The organism is Streptomyces sp. NBC_01260 (assembly GCF_036226405.1).
Classification (GTDB): Bacteria; Actinomycetota; Actinomycetes; order Streptomycetales; family Streptomycetaceae; genus Streptomyces; species Streptomyces laculatispora.
Genome location: NZ_CP108464.1, coordinates 9,066,923 through 9,083,964 on the forward strand (window position 1 = coordinate 9,066,923; position 17,042 = coordinate 9,083,964).

Below are 17,042 nucleotides of genomic sequence, written 5' to 3' on the forward strand. Positions count from 1 at the left end.
CTCTGACAGCCCGTCATTGTGCGTGAACCTGGCATTACCAAAGGGCTGGGTCTGCGTTGGGCAGGCCATGAACGATTATCTGCGCAGTAATCCGCCTCGGTTCCTTGGTGCGGACGAAGGGCTCTCGCTCCTGGTGCGTGGGGGCGGCGGTCTTGCGGGGGCGGGGGTGTGCAGTGCCTGGTGGCAGGGGGCCGAGCTCGGGGCACGGTCGTGGGCCAAGCGGTGGGGCCTGGTGGGGGATGCGGCCCAGGCGCGGCGTCTGGCGGGGATGGGACACGGCCGGATGGCGGGGTTCGTGGCGCCTGCGGGCTCGTCGGCGGAGCTGGAAGTGCTGGCCTGTTGGGGTGCGTTCATCACGCTGGTCGACGACGGCTTCGACCAGGGCGGTGAACATGCCTCGGTGTCCGAGGTGCGGGCTGTGCTCGATCCTCTGGTCGAGGTACTCAAGGGGACGACCGGTGCCCGGGCCGGGTGCGATGCGCCCGCGGTGGCCGCTCTTGAAGATTTGTGGCGGCGCACCGTCGTGGGGACGGCGCCGGGGTGGTGTGCACGCTTCGCGGCGTCGTACGCGTCGTTCGCGAAGGCGACCTGCGAGGAGGCGCGGTGGCGGCAGGAGTCGTACACGCCGTCGGTGGCGGAGTACATCGCGGTGCGGCGGCGCACGATTACGGTGGCCCCGCTGCTGCTGGTCTCCGAGCGCCTCCTGGACGCGTGGCCGCAGGCTGAAGTCCTGCACGATGTCTGCTCCGATGCCGTGGCCTGGACAAACGACGTGTTCGACGCCGGTACGGAGCACGCCGGTGAGATCGGCCTGGTGGGTGTCCTGGCGCGGGAGCGGGGGGTCGGGCGCGGTGAGGCGGCCGCGATGGCCCGCGCCATGATCGAGGAACGCCTGGACGACTTCGAGTCAGCCGCCGAACGCCTCGCGGTTTTGAATCCGCATGACGGGGGTGTCCGTTCGCGGATCGAGCGGGTGCGTACCTTCTTGTACGGGGCGGTGGCCTGGCAGTACGAGAGCCGCCGCTACCGCGCCACCCTCCCCGTACAGCATGCCCCCCGTAACCGGGCCGCGGATCCGATAGAGAGCGCCGCCGTCCGGCTGGAGCGGCGGCTGGCACTGGCGGTGGCGCCAGGCGGGGCGCTGCCGGACCGGTGCGCGGGCCGCGTGCTGGAGACGGCGCTGCTCCTGGCCCTGCTCCGCGCCCGCGATACCTACCCTAAGGAGGAGCGGGAGCTGGCGTGCTGGCTCGAGGAGCGGCGTGCTGGCGCCGACGCACTCGACGGGATGCTCATCGACGCGGTTCTGCGCCCCCAGACCCTGCCGGCCGACGCCGCCGCAGCGGCGGCCCCCTTCGTCGGCGATGCGGTGTCATCTGCGGGCAGGCGGGGCCGGCTCAAGCGGAGCATGCTCCACGCCGTACTCCACGTGCTCGGCGGCCTGAGACTGAACCCGGCGGAGATTCCCCCCGCGGCCGGTGGCACCGTGTCCACGTTCACGCTGGCCAACCTCCTGGCCGTACGCGTCATCTACGCCCAGGCGACCGACCGGCCGCACGCGGTTTCAACCGGTGAACGGTTCCAGCTGGCCGACGTGCTGGAGAAGGGGAGCGGCAGGCTGCTGTGGGAGGCCAGCGCCGCCACCCATCTCCTCGCGCTGAACGCCCTGCAGTCCTGCCGGCCCGGCCACCCGGTGGTCGCCCCGGCCGTGACCGGCCTGCTCCTGGCCCGCGACAGTGACGGCGCAATGCCGTTCCTCGACAGCCAGGACGTATGGCTGTCCGCCGTGGGCGGCCTCGCCTTCCTGGCCCGGCGATCCTTGCGCCCCTACACGGCACGGATGGGCGCGTTCGTCGCCGCCTGGCAGGCCCCGGACGGCGGCTGGCCCTTCGCGGCCGGTATCCGCCAGACCGACGTCGACACCGCCGCCCGCTGCATGGAATTCCTCCACGCCCTCGACCCCCACCGCTACCGCACCCACCTCGCACGGGGCGCCGCCTACCTCGCCGCGAAAGCCGGACCCGACGGCGGCTTCCCCACCTGGAGAGAAGGCGACGACCCCGACCTCGACATGACCGCAGGCGCCGTCCTCGCCCTGACACCTCACGGCCGCACGCACGCGCCACTGGTCACCGCCGCCACCCACTACATCCTCGACACCCAACACGGTGACGGCACCTGGCAGCGGAGCTGGACCTTGAGCGAGTCCAGCGTCATCCTGCGCGCCGTCGACGCCCTGCACGCTGCCCGCGACACCCTGGGCGTCGACTCCGTACGGGCCGCCGCAGCGATCACGCGCGCCGTGGCGAGGCTGACCGCCACCCAGCAACCCGACGGAGGATGGGGCCACACGCCCGACCACGACACCGACCCGCTGTCCACCGCCCAGGCCATCCCCGTCCTCGCCCGCTACGGCCCACCCCACGCCACCGCCGCCGCGACCGCTTGCCTGCTCTCCTGCCAGGACGACACCGGCCGCTTCCCTGCCCCGCCCGACCAGACCGGCCCACGGCCCCTGGCCTTCGACTATCCCGTCGTCGCCGACCTCCACGCCCTCACCGCCCTCACCCGCCCCCAGGCAGATGTCCTTGATCGATTCCAAGGGATGCCGGCGCGCATGCGTCGATGAGCGCCGGCTGCGCTACCGCGGGTCAGCAAGGCAAACCGCGAAGGTGGTTCGGGATCCTGACCAACCCCGGCGTAACTCGGTCCAGGCGTTACCTGGCGAGACTCACCGTGGCGTCGGCGTGGTCGATCTCGCCCAGGACCAGCTTGGGCTGGTCGGGGTCGACCAGGCGCAGGGGGACGCCGAGCTGGTAGTCGCCGCGGGTCGCGTGCGGCGGCAGCGAAGGGTCCTCAAGGTCCAATGGTTCCCTGCCGACCAGTGTGACCTGGCGGCCGCTGCGCCAACAAGCATGCTGATTTGCCAACTGAACTGCGTCGTGCCACACCCGCTACGGCGACAGACGACCCTCATACCTGCACGCGCTCTATCCGGGTGGTTGGGCATGAACGCCAGGACGGTCCTGTAGCCGGGGCCCTCGGTCACGCCGAAGACGTGGCCGCGCCCGGCCGCGAGGGCCGTGCCCACCTCGTTCAGCCCGCCGTCGACGTCGTTGCGTAGGCGCAGCGGCCAGGAGGCCGGAAGACCGTCGATCTCGGCAGGGGAGGACGTGATCAGGATGCCGTTGCCGGACTGGCGAACGTCCAGGTGCTGCATTCCCTCGGTGGAGTGGAACGCGGTGCCGAACCACTCCGTGGTCGGCTGGCCGCTCTCGCTCCGGGGGCGGCGCGGCTTGTGCTGCTTGTGACGTCCCATGCTGTGCCTCGCAGACGTGGCCCCGTGCGCGGGCCGATCGGTCCGCTGAACCCACCAACCGGCAGCACGCCGACCGGGCTACGCCCGGGGCTCGCCGTTCACTCACCCGGCCCACCCGGCTGTCGGATTGAGCACGCTGTTGACCGAACGTGGGACCGAGCGGCCCCCGGTCTTGACCGAGAGTGCCGGTGCGCGAGACGGTTGGCGCAACTAAGCGCAACCGACTCGACACGGGAGAGCGCCATGACGTTACGGTTCGTCGGGATCGACCCGAACACGGGAGGCGGTGGGTCGCCGACGGTGTGGGTGGAGGAAGAGAGCGCCGACCTGGTCCTCCAGGGTGCGGAGGCCGAAGCGTTGTTGAAGGCGATGATCGGCGGGACCGAGTGGGTACCTGGCCACGCGGTGGGCGTCCCGCCGCACGAGACGGTGATCCGTATCCCGGTGCGGATGGCGTCGATTCTGAGGGAGGCGTGTGATGTCGCAGAGCAGCGTTCCGGACTTCGCTGAACTGCTGAGGGGCGCTCAGCACAGCGCGGTGCATCTGGAGATGCGCGACCACTACGGCGTTGGCGATGAGGCCGAAGAGATCGCTCAGTTCGCGCGGACCGGCGAAATCACGCTGGACCCCACTGCCCGCTGGTGGCCCGAGTGGCTCGGTCTGGTCAAGGAGACCCTGGCCCGGGGCGTGGTGATGCGCCGCGCGCGGATCGTCTCGGAGCCGGTGACCGACTACATCCGGTGGGAGCACGCGGTGACCGAGATGAACGTGGGCGCTGGCGAACAGGTCCGCTGGTTGCCCCGCCGCAACGCCTCGGACATCGCCCTGCCGGGCAACGACTACTGGCTGATCGACGGACGCCTCGCGATGTTCCACTTCTTCAGCGGCGACGGCGACTGGGTGGCCCCCGGCTGCGAGATCACCGAGGACCCGGCCGCGGTGCGCCTGTGCGCGGCCGCGTTCGAGACCGTCTGGGAGCGCGGCATCCCGCACGAGAAGTACACCGTCTAGGCCCCTGAGCAGCCACATGACCGCATCTCCATCGTCCAGCGCCCAGGGAGCCCGCGAGGCGCTCGCCGTGCGGTTGCAGCACCTGCGCAAAGACGCCGGCCTCACCGGGCGCGAACTCTCCGCCCGGTGCGGCTGGCACCCCGCGAAGACCACCCGGATCCAGAAGGGCGCCGCCCCGCCCTCCGATACGGACATCCGCACCTGGTGCCAGGCGTGCGGCGCCGACGACCAGGCCGACGACCTGATTGCCACCGCCCGCGCCGTCGACTCCATGTACCTGGAGTGGCGCCGCCTGCACCAGGGCGGCATGCGCAAGGTCCAGGAAGACTTCTACGCCCTCTACGAGCGCACCCGCGTCTGCCGGGCGTACCTCTCCAACGTGCCGCCCGGGTTCCTCCAGACCCCCGGCTTCGCGACCGCCCTCATGAACCAGATCACCAGCTTCCAGGGCACTCCGAACGACGTCTCCGAAGCTGTCGCCGCCCGCGTCGCCCGCTCCCGGTTCCTCTACGAGGGCGGCCGGCTCTTCGTCGTCCTCATCGAGGAGTCCGTCCTGCGTTTCCGCACCGCAGACCCCGATGCCATGCGCGGGCAGTTGCGCCACCTCCTGGCCGTGATGCCGCTCGCGTCCGTCTCGCTGGGGATCATCCCGTTCACCGCGCAGCGCACCGTGTGGCCGCTCGAGGCGTTCTATTTGCATGACGACTTCCAGGCCGTGGTGGAGACACTCACCGCAGAGATCAACGTGACGCAGCCGCGCGAGCTCGCCGACTACGCGAAGGCGTTCACCGGCCTCGCGGAGATGGCCGTGTACGGCGACGCCGCCCGCACGCTCATCCAGGCCGCGATCGATGCCCTGGAGTGAACCTCCGCAATTACTCGCAACTTCGTTGAGGACGGGCCCCAACGCTGCGTAGCGTCGAAGTCACCGACGAACCACCGGCCGGAGAGGCGGGTCCCCATGCGCGTACATACCGACACCCCCGCCCCCGAGCCGGTGGGCCGCGGCCTCCAGTCGCCCGCCTACGGCATCCCCTCACCGGCCCTGCTGGCCCGCGCGGACCGGGGCTTCGCCAGGTTCCTCGCTCCGCGGACCGAGGACCAGGACGACAGGCACGGCGACGGCGAGGACCCCCAGCGGTGACCGCCGGCCACCCGCGCGAAGACGCCCCAGCAGCAAGGCCCGCCGTGCACACCAGCGCCCACACGGTCCTGTACGACCCCGACGGCCTCATCGAGGCGGAGCTCCCGCTCGACCGCGAGTCGTACGAGTGTCTCGTCACGGCCGTCCTCGCATGGACCGGGGAGGACACGCTCACCACCCGAGACCTGGAGCAGATCGCCCTCCAGCTCACAGGTCACGCCCGCGCGGTCGCCGCCGACGTCCGCCGCCGCGCCGACCAGCTGCCCAAGGACAGCGGGCCGAAGGCACTCGCCGACGTCGTCCTGCGTGAGGCGGAAGGCCGGCTGTCCACGATGATCGAGGGCACCGTCCGCTGCGCCCAGAGCCGTGCGCGGCTTGTTCGTGCCCTCTACGCACGCCTGGACCGCCTGGAGACCGCAACCGGTCAGCCTGCCGCGCCCTCAGCCGATCAGGGCGTGTCACCCTCCCATACCCACGGACCGCCAGGACGGCTGAAGGTAGGCCCGTAGGAGGCCCGCCCGCCCGGCCCGTATGCGCTATGAGGGGTGATCAGGTACGCGCCGGTGGTGATCTCCTCTTCAGTCCAGCCGGTCACCTCGATCAGCTGCCCGTCCGCCCACCGGTCAGCTCGCGGTAGTCGCGGCCGGGCTGTGGCCCGTGCTCCGGGTCATCACGCTCGCTGCCGCACACCCTCGGTCCCTGTGTCATGCGACCAGTCTGGTGCGACGCGGGTCCACCAGCACGGGAATCGGCGCGACTTCACCACGAAGAGTCCCTGCCCGCTGCGCAGCCCATACAGGTGCAACACCAGCCTGTGGCAGTGAAACGCGACCGGTGAAACGCTCCTGCACGTTTCACCCCTGAACTGCGCCGATGCCCTGGATGGAGGTGCGTGGAGCCGGTGCAGGGCCGTGCGTTGCAGGCCCCCGCCATGTTCGGTGGCTGCCGGTAGGGTCGTGCGGATGATCGGGCAGCGAGCACGGACGCGCGTGTCCAGACGTGACAAGAAAATCGAACACACGATCTAATGCGGGGATGAATGCCCCCACCTTCCCTGCCGACCTGGTGCAGGCCCAGCGCGACCTCAACGCCACGTACGACGCCCTCGCAGCACCCCGCCAGCACGGCAACACCGCACTGCGCCGCCGCCTGCTTCTCCTGTCCGCCCGCATCTGGTGGCACCCCTTCTGGAACACCCGACCGCCCGGCAGGCCGGCGGACCGGATTGAGCTGCGCCGTCAGGCCCGCGGCGACTATCGCGGAGTGAGGGCGGCATGAGTGTCGATGCCCCGACCGATCGGCAGGTCCAGATCCGCTCCGCCGCTCCGCCCGTGACTAGGACGGACGACACGGCGGCTCGTACGGTTTGTCGGGCAGGTAGTGCTTCCATTCCTGCCCGCTGATGGGATCGCCCGCCGAGTCGCAGAGGTCGGCGATGACCCGTTCCGGGTTGGTGTCCCATATCTCGACGCCCGCGGATGCCCTGACGATGGCGAGGAATTCGCCGTCCGGGCTGAACTGGAGTGCGTAGAAATCGGCGGCGCGCGATGAGCTGGGCAGGTAGGAGTATCGTCTGGGATACTTCGGATCGGTCAGGTCCCAGATCTCGGGACGTTCGTCGGCAAGGATGGTTTTCGTCGCGGTCAGGGCGAGGTGGGTTCCATCGGGGCTGAAGGCGATCGTGCCGCCATGAACGCCCACGGTGACGCGAGACAGCTCCTCGGTGAGCCGGTGTCCTTCGACGCGCCACAGCCTCAGCGTGCCCCCATTGTCGTAGACGGCGAGCAGCTTGCCGTCCGGCCGGAACGCGACGTGCACTGAGTCGATTCCGGTCTCAACGGGGCGCGCCCACTGCTCCTCGGGCTGCGCTGGGTTGGTGAGGTCCCAGCTCTCCAACTTCTGTGCGGGCTGGGGCTGGGGATCGTCCGGGTCGGCGAAGGGGGAATTGGTGAGGAGGAGCGACTTACCATCGGGGGAGAAGTCGAGCTTTGTGGTCGCCGCATGGATTCGGGCGATCTGCCGCGGGCGTTTGGGGTTCGCGATGTCGTAGAGCCGTACGACGGGTGTCTTGTGGTTGTTGTCTCTGAAGCCGTTCATGTCGGACACGGCCAGGACGGGCTCGGTGGGACTGAAGGCGATCGCCGCCACACCGTTGTCCAACTCGTCGATGGTAGCCAGCGGTGCGCTTCTTCGGGGCGCCGAGGTGCTGCGCAGCCGCAGACCGACTTTCTCCTGCTTCTTGCCCTTCTTGTCGACCCTACTGCCCTCGTACACTTCCACGTCGGCGAGGAGGCGTCCGTCCGGGCTGAGGGCGATATCCCCGCCGGTGAACATGTCGGGGGAGCGGGTCGCGGCCAAGAGCGTGGCCGAGTCCGGCATCTCTGTCACGTCCCACAGGTAGTTCAAGCCCACTCCTTGAAGAGCAATCAGTTGCCTCTTGCCTGCCAACCGGTAGTCGAACTGGCCTCCGGTTCCGGGCGTCGCTGGAAGGAATGCCTCGGCACCTGGTTGGGCGGAGTTGTTGATGTAGAAAACGCGCACGCCGTGGTCGGTGGCCTGCAACAGTCTGCGGGGCTTGGCGGGGTCGAACAGGACCATCCCCACCTCGTCGCCGCTTCCCTGGCCGCCGCCCGACGCCCCGGACAGAAGTGCGCCGGGAACGAGGGTCTTCTGGTAGATCCATACTCGCCAGGTGCTGCCGCAGGTCCCGGCGACGTAGTCGCGGGTCGGGTTGAACGCTAGGGAATTCAGGCCTTCGTAGCAGGAGGTGGATGTGTCGATCGTCGAGTCGTCCTTCTTCTTCTCCATCTTTCGGGGCTTGTCGGGCGCGTCTAACTCCCACAGCCCGAGCTTGTCCCCATTCTTCACGGCGAGGGGAGCTGCGAGCATCCGTCCGGTGGGGTTGAAGGCCACCCGGTGCAGCGGTCTGGGGTTTATGAGAATGCTGCGGCCGTACGATGCCCCCTTGAGCATGGCGACGCGCTCGGGGCGCCCGGAGTCGGCCGCCTTCCAGAGCTGGATTCTGCCGTCGTCGCTCATGCTGGCGAGCAGGTCACGTTGGGGGGACACTGCCAGGGAGTCGATCCGCGCCGAATGTGCCCGGAGTGTGGGCAGTGGTCTCGGTGCGGCCTGGTCGCCGATGTCCCAGACGCGGATCTCACCGGTCGTCAGACCGCCGTACAGGGTCTTGCCGTTCGTGCTGAGGGCGAGCGCGTGGACGGCGTGGTCCAGCTGCGGCGCGGCGGTCTGCCTCGGGTGGGCGGGATCCGATATGTCCCACAGCTGCACCCGCGCCGTTTTCGGCCGACGCTTGTCGTAGGTGACTGCGGCGAGTGTCTGGCCGTCCCGGCTGATCGTGACCGGGCCGATCACGCCCGCTCCGACCCGCGCGGAGCCGCCCGGGAAGCGCAGCTCGATCCTGTCTAAGACAGAGATTGCGAGGATGCGGCCGTCACCGCTGTAGGCGAGGTCTTGGGCAGGTTCTTCTGCGTTGATCACACCGGGCGTGCGCCGGCTGTTGAGTAGCGCCCCGCGCCCCGCGTCTTTGTTCATCCGGTACGAGACCAGGCTGAGCTGCTTGGCCAGACCGGGCTGCTGGTCACGGAGGTCCTCGGATTCGGCGGCGAGGTACCGGGCCAAGTCGCGTTCGCCCGCCCGCTCGGCCCGCCGCTGGAAGGCGACGGAACCGATCAGCCCGTATGTGGCGAGCACGACCAGAGCCACGAGGAACGCCACCGCGATTCGGACCCGGCGCACACCCCGGCGCTCCTGATGCCAAGAGGCGTCCACGAACTTGGCGAGCTCAGACTCCGGTTCGACGGCGCTCACCGGTGACGACTCGGCGCGTTCCCGTACAGCAACCAGCCTGCTCCCCCGGTACAGCAACGAGGATTCCCTCCCGGCTTTCTCCCAGGCCCGGGCATCGGCGGCGAGTTGCTGTCGGGCGCGTAGCCAGTCCCGGTCCGCGTCGACCCACTCCGTCAGCCGGGGCCAGGCGCGCAGCAGCGTCTCGTGGCTGATGCGCGCGGAGTCGTGATCGAGCGTGAGTAGGCGGGCTTCGGTGAACTGGTCAATGGCCCGCTGTGCGGCCGCTGTGTCAGGCAGCCCATGCAGAAGCGCGGAGCGGTCCACCGGCTGGGCTGTGTCGGCGGAGTCCTCTCCCACGCGCACCAGCCGGGGCAACATGAGCCGTACGGCTTCCCGGCCCTGCAGGTCGAGCCCGTCGTACGTGTCGTCGGCGGTGGTCTTGATCGCCTCCGCGATACCACCGGCGGCCCGGTACTGGGCGACGGTGAGCCGCGATCCGGCGCGGCGCAGCCAGGTCGCCCACAGGACATGGGACAGCAGCGGCAGTGCCCCCGCGGCCGGCTGCCGGTCTGCTGTCGCGCCGAACTCGTGCAGGATCACGTCGGCGAGGCCCTCGTCGAGGACCAGCCCCCCGGCGGCGGCTGGTCCCTCGATGGCGGCGTGGAGTTCGTCGGCGGTCATCGGCTCGACCAACAGCTGGGTGTCGCGCAGAGCGGCGAGCAGTTCGGGGTGCGCGGCCGCCTGACCGTAAAAGTCCGCCCGGAGCGCGAGCACCACCAGCGCCCCCGGCCGGCACCCGCCCGAAAGCCGGGCCAGGGCAGTTACCGCCCGCAGGAACGCGGTGCGCTCCGACGGGTCCGTGCACAGCGTGAACAGTTCCTCCAGCTGATCGACAACGACGATCAGCCTCTGCTCCGGCCGGCCGGCCAGCAGCCGTTCGGCCAGCTCGGCCGCGCGGTCGGGATCCTCCCGGATCAGATCGACGGACTCGGGGCTGGTGTCGAACCGAGCTGCCAGCCGCCGCAGCGGGCTTCTGCCGGGGGTGAGGCGCAGGGAGAGCCAGGAGGTGGTGCCGAGCAAGCCCCGCTCACGCAGCCCGGCCATGAGACCGGAGCTGAGCAGAGAGGTCTTTCCCGAACCGGACGGGCCCACCAGAACCAGCGGGCCCGGCTCATCCGTCGCGGCCACCTCCGTCAGCGCGGCGAACACCCGCTCCGTCATACCGTCACGCCCGAAGAACACGTCGGCGTCGTCCACCCCGAAGGCATCCAAGCCCAGATACGGGCAGCGGCCGGGCGCGGGCTCCGCTTCCTCTGGAGGACCCGCCTGCGTTGGCACCGCCGAGTTCGGTGCGATGACGAGGTGTCCCGAGCGGTCCCCGGCCTGACGCCGGGGCAGCGGCCCCTGCCGGTCACTCATCGCCCGGAAAACCCCGTCGAACACGGCATCAAGGGTCAGCGGCTGGAGCCCGCGCGGGTCGCCGTGCGTCAGCAGCTCGATGAGCGCACCGGTGAACGCGGTGTGCACGGCGTGGGGAGGCGCGAGAGCCAGTTGTTCGGCGGACCCCATGAGGTACATGCCGTGCGCGGGCGTCATTGTGAACGCAGGCAGGGACGGGCTGCCGCTCAAGGAGACCCGCCCGGAGAAGCAGCAGTCGAGTACGACGACAACGGACGACGCCCGGCTCGCCTCCAGCGCCTGGCGCAGCGAGGAGAACGACAGTGCCTGGTGCTCGGCCATTCCAGGGGTGAGGCGGTCGGTGCTGGTCGCCGCCAGGTACAGCTCCCCGTCCGGACCGAGCAGACCATGCCCGATGAAGTAGACCAGCAGCACGGTTTCCGCGCGCTGCGCCTCCTCGGTGACGGCCCGCGCCATGGTCTGCGCGTCGGCCGGGTCAAGCAGCGGGCGCAGGTGGTCGGGCCGCACCCCACAGCGTTCGATCAAGGCGGTGCGCAGATCCTGGCAGGAGGTGGCGACTGCGGGCACCGACGTCAGCAGGGCGCCTTCGTGCGTGGCGGTCGCGATCAGCAGGACCCGTACGCCCGCGCCGGACAGGTCCGTCATGGCAGCTCGCGACGCTCGGCCCCGCCCGTGTCTCCTTGTTGTCGGCTCAACAGATCGGTGACCTCGGTCACTTGCTGCTGCAGGGCGTCAGCGTCGAGACCGGATACCCGCTTCGCGGTCAGCTCCAGCGAACTACGGTCCGGGAGCGTGACCTTGATTTGTACATCACCCCGGCGGGTGCGCAGCCAGGCGATGAGACCGGTAGCGAACGCGCTCGCCGCACCGGCCGGGCCGAGTGCGACCGACAGGGCGTCCAGCACCGGGCCCAGCGTGCCGGTCTTCGGCGGCCGCTCCACGCTGTCGACCCGCCCCCGCAACTCCTGAGAATCGACCAACCATCCCCGTAAGGAACGGAGTTTTTCTCCTCCGTCGGGGCCTTCTGCGATCACCGTGACGTCCATGGCTCCCCCGTTCTCACCGCATGAGATACGCGGCTGTCAATTGCGACTCCTGAGGTTAGCGATGTTCGCCGCTGCGAAAAAGACCGCACCCGGACGGGCGAGCCGGGGCCGACAGTTCCACACCAAGGCAGCTGCGGCCAGTTGTCACACGGGTCAGGCTCCGGCCCCCTGCGGCACATCCACGATCCTCACAGTTGTCACACTCGTGCGCCCGGCGGTGTCTTCATGTCAAACAGGCCGCAAGGCCGCTGAAACAAGGAGAACACCATGACACCGCGTATCCCCAAGGCCGAGCTTCCCGCCGAGATGAAGGAAGCTCTCATCCAGCAGCTCGGCTCCGTGCCCGAGCCCGTTGAGGTGGTCTTCAACAACCCCGCCGTCGCCACCTCCAACCTGGAGTTCTCGGCGAAGGCCGCCGCGTGGGACGCGGTGGACGAGGGCCTCAAGACGTTCGCGCACATGGCCGTGGCGGCCCAGGTCGGCTGCAGCTGGTGCCTGGACATCAACTACTTCGCCGCGCTGAACCAGAACCTGGACCTGACCAAGGCCAGCCAGGTGCCCAACTGGCGTGACTCCGACGCGTTCACCCCGCTGGAGTGCGAGGTGATGGAGTACTCGGAGGCCATGACGAACACCCCGCCGACCGTCTCGGACGAGCTGTCGGCGAGCCTGCTCAAGCAGCTCGGCCCGGCGGGCCTGGTCGAGCTCACCGTGTTCGTCGGCTTCGCCAACCTCTCCACCCGGGTCAACACCGCGCACGGGATCACCTCGCAGGGCTACTCCGAAGCCTGCCAGATCCCGCTGGCCGAGCGGCCCCGGACGGCCGGCGCAGTCTGACACCATGATCGGTGTGACTCATGACGCCATGACCGGCGACCCGTTCGTCGCCCACCGCAGCCTGCTGTTCACCGTCGCCTACGAGATGCTCGGCTCCGCGGCCGATGCGGAGGACGTGCTGCAGGAGACCTGGCTGCGGTGGGCCGACGTCGATCACTCCCAGGTGCGCGAGCCCCGGGCGTATCTGGTGCGGGCCGTCACCCGCCAGTCCCTCAACCGGCTGCGCTCGCTGTCGCGCAGCCGCGAGGACTACGTGGGGGAGTGGCTTCCGGAGCCGCTGCTGACCAGCCCCGATGTGGCCGAGGACGTCGAACTGGCGGAGAGTGTCTCGATCGCGATGCTGACCGTGCTCGAGACACTCGCGCCCACCGAACGCGCCGTCTTCGTGCTCCGCGAGGTCTTCGACATGCCGTACGGGGAGATCGCGGAAGCCGTCGGCAAGTCGGCGGCCGCCGTACGGCAGATCGCGCGGCGCGCACGCGAGCACGTGGCGGCCCGCCGGCCGCGGATGCAGGTGAGCCGCTCGGAACAGCAGGTCGTGGTGGAGCGGTTCCTGACCGCACTGCGTACCGGGAAGCTTCAGGACCTGCTGGAGGTCATGGCCCCTGACGTGGTCATGATCGCCGACGGGGGCGGGATCGTGTCGGCCGCTCTGGTGCCGATCTGCGGTGCCGCCCAGGTGGCGCCGGTGCTCGCCAGGGCGGAGCGGCTCGTCGAGGCGCTCGAGACGACGCCCGTGTGGCTCAACGGCGCCCCCGCGGGCCGTATCGAGTTCGACGGCGAGCCGGCCGCGGTGAGCATCGAGGTCGAGAACGGCCTCATTACACGGATCTATGTGGTGCGCAACCCTCACAAGCTGACACGCCTCGACGAGCCGGCCCGACTGGCCAGGTGACAGGCGTCATGACTGGTCCGGGCGGTGCCTACCGCCCGGACCGGTCCATATCCAGACAGGGAGTGTCATGGACACCACTGCCCGCCCCACCCCCGGCTGGGGCACCGCCGCCGGGATTCTCGCTCTCACTCCGCCGCGCCCCCCGAGTGGCGAGCACGGCGGTCCGACCCTGGACCGTCTGCTGATCACCGAGCGCATCGCCCGCTACGGCTGGGCCTACGACGAGCGCGACCAGGCCGCCCTCGCCGAGTGCTTCACCGCCGACGCCACCTGGCAGGCCACGGTCATGGGAGAGATCGAGACCCCGCTGCACCGGGGCGCCGAGACCATCGCGGCGGCCGAAGCGGCGCTCTGGCCCCAGCAGGGCGACCAGCGGCGCCACCTGTTCAGCAACCACGTGATCGACCTGTCCGGCGACGAGGCGACCGCGCATGCCTACATGATCCAGCTGCGCATCCAGGATGCCACCTCCTCACTGGCCGTCTCCGGGGCCTACCGCTTTCACCTGCGCCGCGAGGCGGACGGGGGCTGGCGCATCGACACGCTCCGTAGCGCTCTCGACAACCTCAGGTGAGCCCCGCGAGTCGCAGCAGCAGCGACTTGACCTCCGTGGCGGGGAGCGTTCCGCTCACCTCGCCGGGGCGCGAGCACAGGAGTACGGGACCGTCCTCGGGCCGCTCCGGCAGCCTGCCGTGGCTGCCGCGCACCGGAGCCGGGTCCAGCGGGACCACGGCCATCCGGTAGCGCATGCCCAGCTTCTTGCGGGCCACCGCACCCGCCGCCTTCACCTTCATATAGGCGGCGGCTTTCCGGAGGATCTCGTTGTCCTCCTTCAGCCGGGCGTTCTCCCGCCGCAGGCGCTTGAGCTCTTCCTTCGCGTCAGAGGTCATGCCGGCGTCACCCCCGCCGTCCGCCGCCTGGACACGGGTCCGGTCCTCCCGGACCCACTTGCGCAGGGTCTCCAGATGGATCCCCAGGCTGTGAGCGATGTCGGTGAGGGAACGGTCCGGAGAGGAACCCACCAGGTCCACCGCGTCCCGCTCGAACTCTTCGGGGAGTTCTTCCGCTTTGCCACCTTGGATCACTTCCCCTGGATGACGAAACATCCAGCGTCCAGGTGTCGGAATTTCGGGGGTCACTCCACCCCGCAACCACCACGTTGCCCGTCCTCGTGCGCACCGCGAAGCTCAGCTGGCGCATCGAGAACGGCAGACGGTCGCGATGCCGATGCCGAACCCGGCGGCGAGCTTGGCGTAGGTGTCGTCGCACCGCAGATGAGCCAGTGCGAGCAGAGCCTGACGACCGGCACCGAGGCGCTGCCATCGCGTACCGGCCTCCCGCCTCCGGGTAGCGAGTTGGCTGGTCGAGTAGCGCAGGGAACGGCTGGACAGATTGATCGACGACGGGTGCACGAGTACGCGGAGCTCCTGGCGGTGCGGGCGATCTTGGTCGAGAACCCGTCTACCAGGAGCTTCCTCGTTGCGTGGGAGCGTTCAACTCCTGGTCGACACCAGCAGGTGGAAGGACCCTCGCTGATGGCCCTCCGCCCCCGAGTGTCGGGCACCGGAGACCCCTCGGGCGCTTCGGGCGGCGACACCGGACCGCGCGTGCCCGGTACGCCACGTGGGTGCGGATCGTGGCCGCACAGAACCCAGGTTGCTCCGCCACCGTTGCTCAAAGAACGTCCACCGCTCAGCTGTCACAACCATCGATGTCGTCGTCACACCCGTCCACCACATCCCGGGCGATGGTGTCCAGGCGCCACAGGATCAGGCCGGTGCCGTTCTTGACCGGGTCGACCCGTGCGGTGAACGGCTTACCCGCGGGGATGTTGAACTGGTCGGCCTCCCGGTCCCCGCACTCGATTCCGTACGCCTGCTCCTGATCGCCTCGCGACAGGGTGAGGGTGAGTTCCCCGATCCCGTCTGTGTCACAGGTGATGCTGAGGAGGTACGGCCGGTCGCCGGGCGTCTTCTGCTTCCTGTCCAGGCCGCTCGCGACGAACGCGCTAGCGGTGTGGACGAGTTCCGGACGCGCGTCGCTGTCGGAGGCCGATCTCAGAGCCCGCTCTGCCCGTTGCAGCGCGTCGTCCGGCTCCCAGGCACGGCTGCCGTCACCCGGCGGCTTGCTCTGCCGGTCGGCGGGCGCCGACGACCGGTCCGTTGCGCCGTTCGGCTCCTTGTTCGCTTCGGCACAGCCGGCGAGCAGAGCGATCGTTGCGAGGTAGATCGGCAGGAATTGACGTATACGCATGTATCCACCGTAGGTACGGGGCCGGCGGCGGGGTCGTCGCCCCGCCGCTGGCTCAACGCGGGTTGTTGCTCACTTGTCTGCGGTTATCCGCCGCAGCAGACCGGGGCCGCACACCGAGTCGCAGGACTCTTCGGCGGCTGTCTCCTCTCCGGCAGGCCGACCGCTGTGCTGCTCGCGACGGAGCGCCGAGGGGCGCTGTCACGTTGTTGGGTGTGTGAGTGCCTGATGGTGTGTCGGGTGTGGCGGGGGGTTGGGTTCCGGCTCCGTGCTCAGGCCGCGGCGGGCAGGTCGGCGACGCCGGTGGCCTGGTCTCAGATGGCGAAGCGGGTGGTCATCTCGGTGCGGTATTCGGGGGCGGTCATCAGGTGGCGGTGGGGTCGGTAGTGGGGTGAGATGCCGCTGAACGCGGACAGGAACTGCTGGGCTCCGCCGACGCTACGGAAGCCTTTCGTGGCGCGTTCGCGCTGCCGGGTGGGCTGGTGGCTGTTCTCGGCCCGGTTGTTGAGGCCCTTGTGGGCGCGGTGCTCGACGGAGGGCATGACCTCGCGGTGGGCCGCGCCGTAGGAGCGGAGCTTGTCGGTGACGATCACCCTCGGCACCGAGCAGGTTCTCTTGAGCAGTTTGCGGAAGAAGCGCCGGGGCCGCGGCCTTGTCCCGGCGGGACTGGACCAGGATGTCGAGCACGTTGCCGTCGGCGTCGACGGCCCGCCACAGGTACTTCTGCTCTCCGTTGATCTTCACGAAGACCTCGTCCAAGTGCCACTTGTCCCCGGGCCGGGGCCGGCGGCGGCGCAGGCCGTTGGCGTGGGCCTGCCCGAACTTCGCACACCAGCGGCGGACCGTCTCGTGGGAGACGACCACGCCACGCTCGAGCATCAGCTCCTCGACCTCGCGGAACGACAGCGGGAAGCGGTGGTACAGCCACACACAGTGGGCAATGACCTCGACCGGGTACCGGTGCCCCTTGTACGACGGCGATGCGCTGTCCACGGACGCCCCCTCCCAGCATGACCAACCAGAAGATCATCCCACCCGGTCAGTCAACGTGACAGTGCCGGGCATCTCACCCCACTTCCGACCCCACCGCCACCTGATGACCGCCCCCGAATACCGCACCGAGATGACCACCCGCTTCGCCATCTGGGACCAGGTCACCGGCGTCGCCGACCTGCCCGCCGCGGCCTGAGCACGGAGCCGGAACCCAACCCCCCGCCACACCCGACACACCATCAGGCACTCACACACCCAACAACGTGACAGCGCCCGCCTCCCTCAACCGGCAAGGTCCGATTATCTCGCTGTCGAGCACATGG

14 protein-coding genes and 5 pseudogenes are annotated in these 17,042 nt (G+C 69.6%); 11 read left to right on the forward strand and 8 right to left on the reverse strand.

Annotation, left to right across the window (positions count from 1 at the left end; all coding sequences use genetic code 11):
• The first annotated feature begins 67 nt into the window (after positions 1-67).
• The gene (locus OG322_RS40495; protein ID WP_148085561.1) at positions 68-2,626 is read left to right on the forward strand and encodes a terpene synthase family protein; all 2,559 of its coding nucleotides are present in this window, start codon (positions 68-70) and stop codon (positions 2,624-2,626) included.
• Positions 2,627-2,714: 88 nt separating this feature from the next.
• Here OG322_RS40495 and OG322_RS40500 read toward each other — a convergent pair whose 3' ends face one another.
• Complete coding sequence (locus OG322_RS40500; protein WP_164494527.1) at positions 2,715-2,864, reverse strand: hypothetical protein; 150 nt, start codon at positions 2,862-2,864, stop codon at positions 2,715-2,717.
• 695 nt (positions 2,865-3,559) lie between these two features.
• Between OG322_RS40500 and OG322_RS40505 the strand changes: the two genes are divergently transcribed.
• From OG322_RS40505 to OG322_RS40535, 6 genes are all read left to right on the forward strand, one after another.
• The gene (locus tag OG322_RS40505) at positions 3,560-3,826 is read left to right on the forward strand and encodes a hypothetical protein (protein ID WP_123466076.1); all 267 of its coding nucleotides are present in this window, start codon (positions 3,560-3,562) and stop codon (positions 3,824-3,826) included.
• Positions 3,795-4,328: a DUF6879 family protein gene (locus OG322_RS40510; RefSeq protein WP_123466078.1), complete on the forward strand. Its 534-nt coding sequence runs from the start codon at positions 3,795-3,797 to the stop codon at positions 4,326-4,328. The genes OG322_RS40505 and OG322_RS40510 overlap by 32 nt, the downstream gene beginning before the upstream one ends.
• A 16-nt stretch (positions 4,329-4,344) precedes the next feature.
• Positions 4,345-5,193, forward strand: coding sequence for a helix-turn-helix domain-containing protein (locus OG322_RS40515; protein WP_123466080.1), 849 nt, complete (start codon positions 4,345-4,347; stop codon positions 5,191-5,193).
• Positions 5,194-5,289: 96 nt separating this feature from the next.
• Entirely contained in the window at positions 5,290-5,472 is a 183-nt protein-coding gene (locus tag OG322_RS40520) for a hypothetical protein (RefSeq protein WP_123466082.1), read from the forward strand.
• Between the two features lie 44 nt (positions 5,473-5,516).
• On the forward strand, positions 5,517-5,981 hold the full coding sequence (locus OG322_RS40525; protein ID WP_221198159.1) for a DUF6415 family natural product biosynthesis protein: 465 nt from the start codon (positions 5,517-5,519) through the stop codon (positions 5,979-5,981).
• A 526-nt stretch (positions 5,982-6,507) separates the two neighbouring features.
• Positions 6,508-6,750 carry a hypothetical protein gene (locus OG322_RS40535; RefSeq protein ID WP_123466084.1) on the forward strand — a complete coding sequence of 81 codons (243 nt, stop codon included), beginning with the start codon at positions 6,508-6,510 and terminating at the stop codon, positions 6,748-6,750.
• Positions 6,751-6,807: 57 nt separating this feature from the next.
• Here OG322_RS40535 and OG322_RS40540 read toward each other — a convergent pair whose 3' ends face one another.
• Together OG322_RS40540 and OG322_RS40545 are read right to left on the reverse strand one after the other, a co-directional pair.
• A complete protein-coding gene (locus tag OG322_RS40540) occupies positions 6,808-11,343 on the reverse strand; it encodes a caspase, EACC1-associated type (protein ID WP_329305860.1) in 4,536 nt (1,511 codons plus the stop codon).
• Positions 11,340-11,744, reverse strand: a complete 405-nt coding sequence (locus tag OG322_RS40545) for an effector-associated constant component EACC1 (protein ID WP_185095547.1) — start codon at positions 11,742-11,744, stop codon at positions 11,340-11,342. Before OG322_RS40545 ends, OG322_RS40540 begins: the two co-directional genes overlap by 4 nt.
• Before the next feature lie 267 nt (positions 11,745-12,011).
• On the opposite strand from OG322_RS40545, the gene OG322_RS40550 reads away from it, so the two are divergent.
• The 3 genes from OG322_RS40550 to OG322_RS40560 all read left to right on the forward strand — a co-directional run bounded on the left by OG322_RS40550 (position 12,012) and on the right by OG322_RS40560 (position 14,050).
• Positions 12,012-12,581, forward strand: a complete 570-nt coding sequence (locus OG322_RS40550; protein WP_123466088.1) for a carboxymuconolactone decarboxylase family protein — start codon at positions 12,012-12,014, stop codon at positions 12,579-12,581.
• A 28-nt stretch (positions 12,582-12,609) separates the two neighbouring features.
• Positions 12,610-13,476, forward strand: coding sequence for an RNA polymerase sigma-70 factor (locus tag OG322_RS40555; RefSeq protein ID WP_123466090.1), 867 nt, complete (start codon positions 12,610-12,612; stop codon positions 13,474-13,476).
• 67 nt (positions 13,477-13,543) lie between these two features.
• Positions 13,544-14,050, forward strand: a complete 507-nt coding sequence (locus OG322_RS40560; RefSeq protein WP_123466092.1) for a nuclear transport factor 2 family protein — start codon at positions 13,544-13,546, stop codon at positions 14,048-14,050.
• Here the strand turns inward: OG322_RS40560 and OG322_RS40565 are convergent.
• The 5 genes and pseudogenes from OG322_RS40565 to OG322_RS40585 all read right to left on the reverse strand — a co-directional run.
• Positions 14,043-14,273: pseudogene (locus tag OG322_RS40565) on the reverse strand (alkaline phosphatase family protein); the annotation flags it as partial. The gene OG322_RS40560 and the pseudogene OG322_RS40565 sit on opposite strands and share 8 nt — an antisense overlap.
• 42 nt (positions 14,274-14,315) lie before the next feature.
• A pseudogene (locus tag OG322_RS40570) lies at positions 14,316-14,582 on the reverse strand (transposase); the annotation flags it as partial.
• 99 nt (positions 14,583-14,681) lie between these two features.
• A pseudogene (locus OG322_RS40575) lies at positions 14,682-14,888 on the reverse strand (transposase family protein); the annotation flags it as partial.
• Between the two features lie 280 nt (positions 14,889-15,168).
• A complete protein-coding gene (locus tag OG322_RS40580; protein WP_123466096.1) occupies positions 15,169-15,729 on the reverse strand; it encodes a hypothetical protein in 561 nt (186 codons plus the stop codon).
• A gap of 311 nt (positions 15,730-16,040) precedes the next feature.
• Positions 16,041-16,719, reverse strand: a pseudogene (locus OG322_RS40585) (IS6 family transposase).
• A gap of 67 nt (positions 16,720-16,786) precedes the next feature.
• Between OG322_RS40585 and OG322_RS40590 the strand changes: the two are divergent.
• Positions 16,787-16,915, forward strand: a pseudogene (locus OG322_RS40590) (IS6 family transposase); the annotation flags it as partial.
• Positions 16,916-17,042: the final 127 nt, after the last annotated feature.

Bases quoted from the DNA above. Each gene is read 5' to 3' on its own strand.
- OG322_RS40540 (WP_329305860.1), bottom strand. From the start codon at position 11,343: ATGACGGACCTGTCCGGCGCGGGCGTACGGGTCCTGCTGATCGCGACC.
- OG322_RS40520 (WP_123466082.1), top strand. From the start codon at position 5,290: ATGCGCGTACATACCGACACCCCCGCCCCCGAGCCGGTGGGCCGCGGC.
- OG322_RS40515 (WP_123466080.1), top strand. From the start codon at position 4,345: ATGACCGCATCTCCATCGTCCAGCGCCCAGGGAGCCCGCGAGGCGCTC.
- OG322_RS40555 (WP_123466090.1), top strand. From the start codon at position 12,610: ATGACCGGCGACCCGTTCGTCGCCCACCGCAGCCTGCTGTTCACCGTC.
- OG322_RS40545 (WP_185095547.1), bottom strand. From the start codon at position 11,744: ATGGACGTCACGGTGATCGCAGAAGGCCCCGACGGAGGAGAAAAACTC.
- OG322_RS40535 (WP_123466084.1), top strand. From the start codon at position 6,508: ATGAATGCCCCCACCTTCCCTGCCGACCTGGTGCAGGCCCAGCGCGAC.
- OG322_RS40505 (WP_123466076.1), top strand. From the start codon at position 3,560: ATGACGTTACGGTTCGTCGGGATCGACCCGAACACGGGAGGCGGTGGG.
- OG322_RS40495 (WP_148085561.1), top strand. From the start codon at position 68: ATGAACGATTATCTGCGCAGTAATCCGCCTCGGTTCCTTGGTGCGGAC.
- OG322_RS40560 (WP_123466092.1), top strand. From the start codon at position 13,544: ATGGACACCACTGCCCGCCCCACCCCCGGCTGGGGCACCGCCGCCGGG.
- OG322_RS40580 (WP_123466096.1), bottom strand. From the start codon at position 15,729: ATGCGTATACGTCAATTCCTGCCGATCTACCTCGCAACGATCGCTCTG.
- OG322_RS40550 (WP_123466088.1), top strand. From the start codon at position 12,012: ATGACACCGCGTATCCCCAAGGCCGAGCTTCCCGCCGAGATGAAGGAA.
- OG322_RS40510 (WP_123466078.1), top strand. From the start codon at position 3,795: ATGTCGCAGAGCAGCGTTCCGGACTTCGCTGAACTGCTGAGGGGCGCT.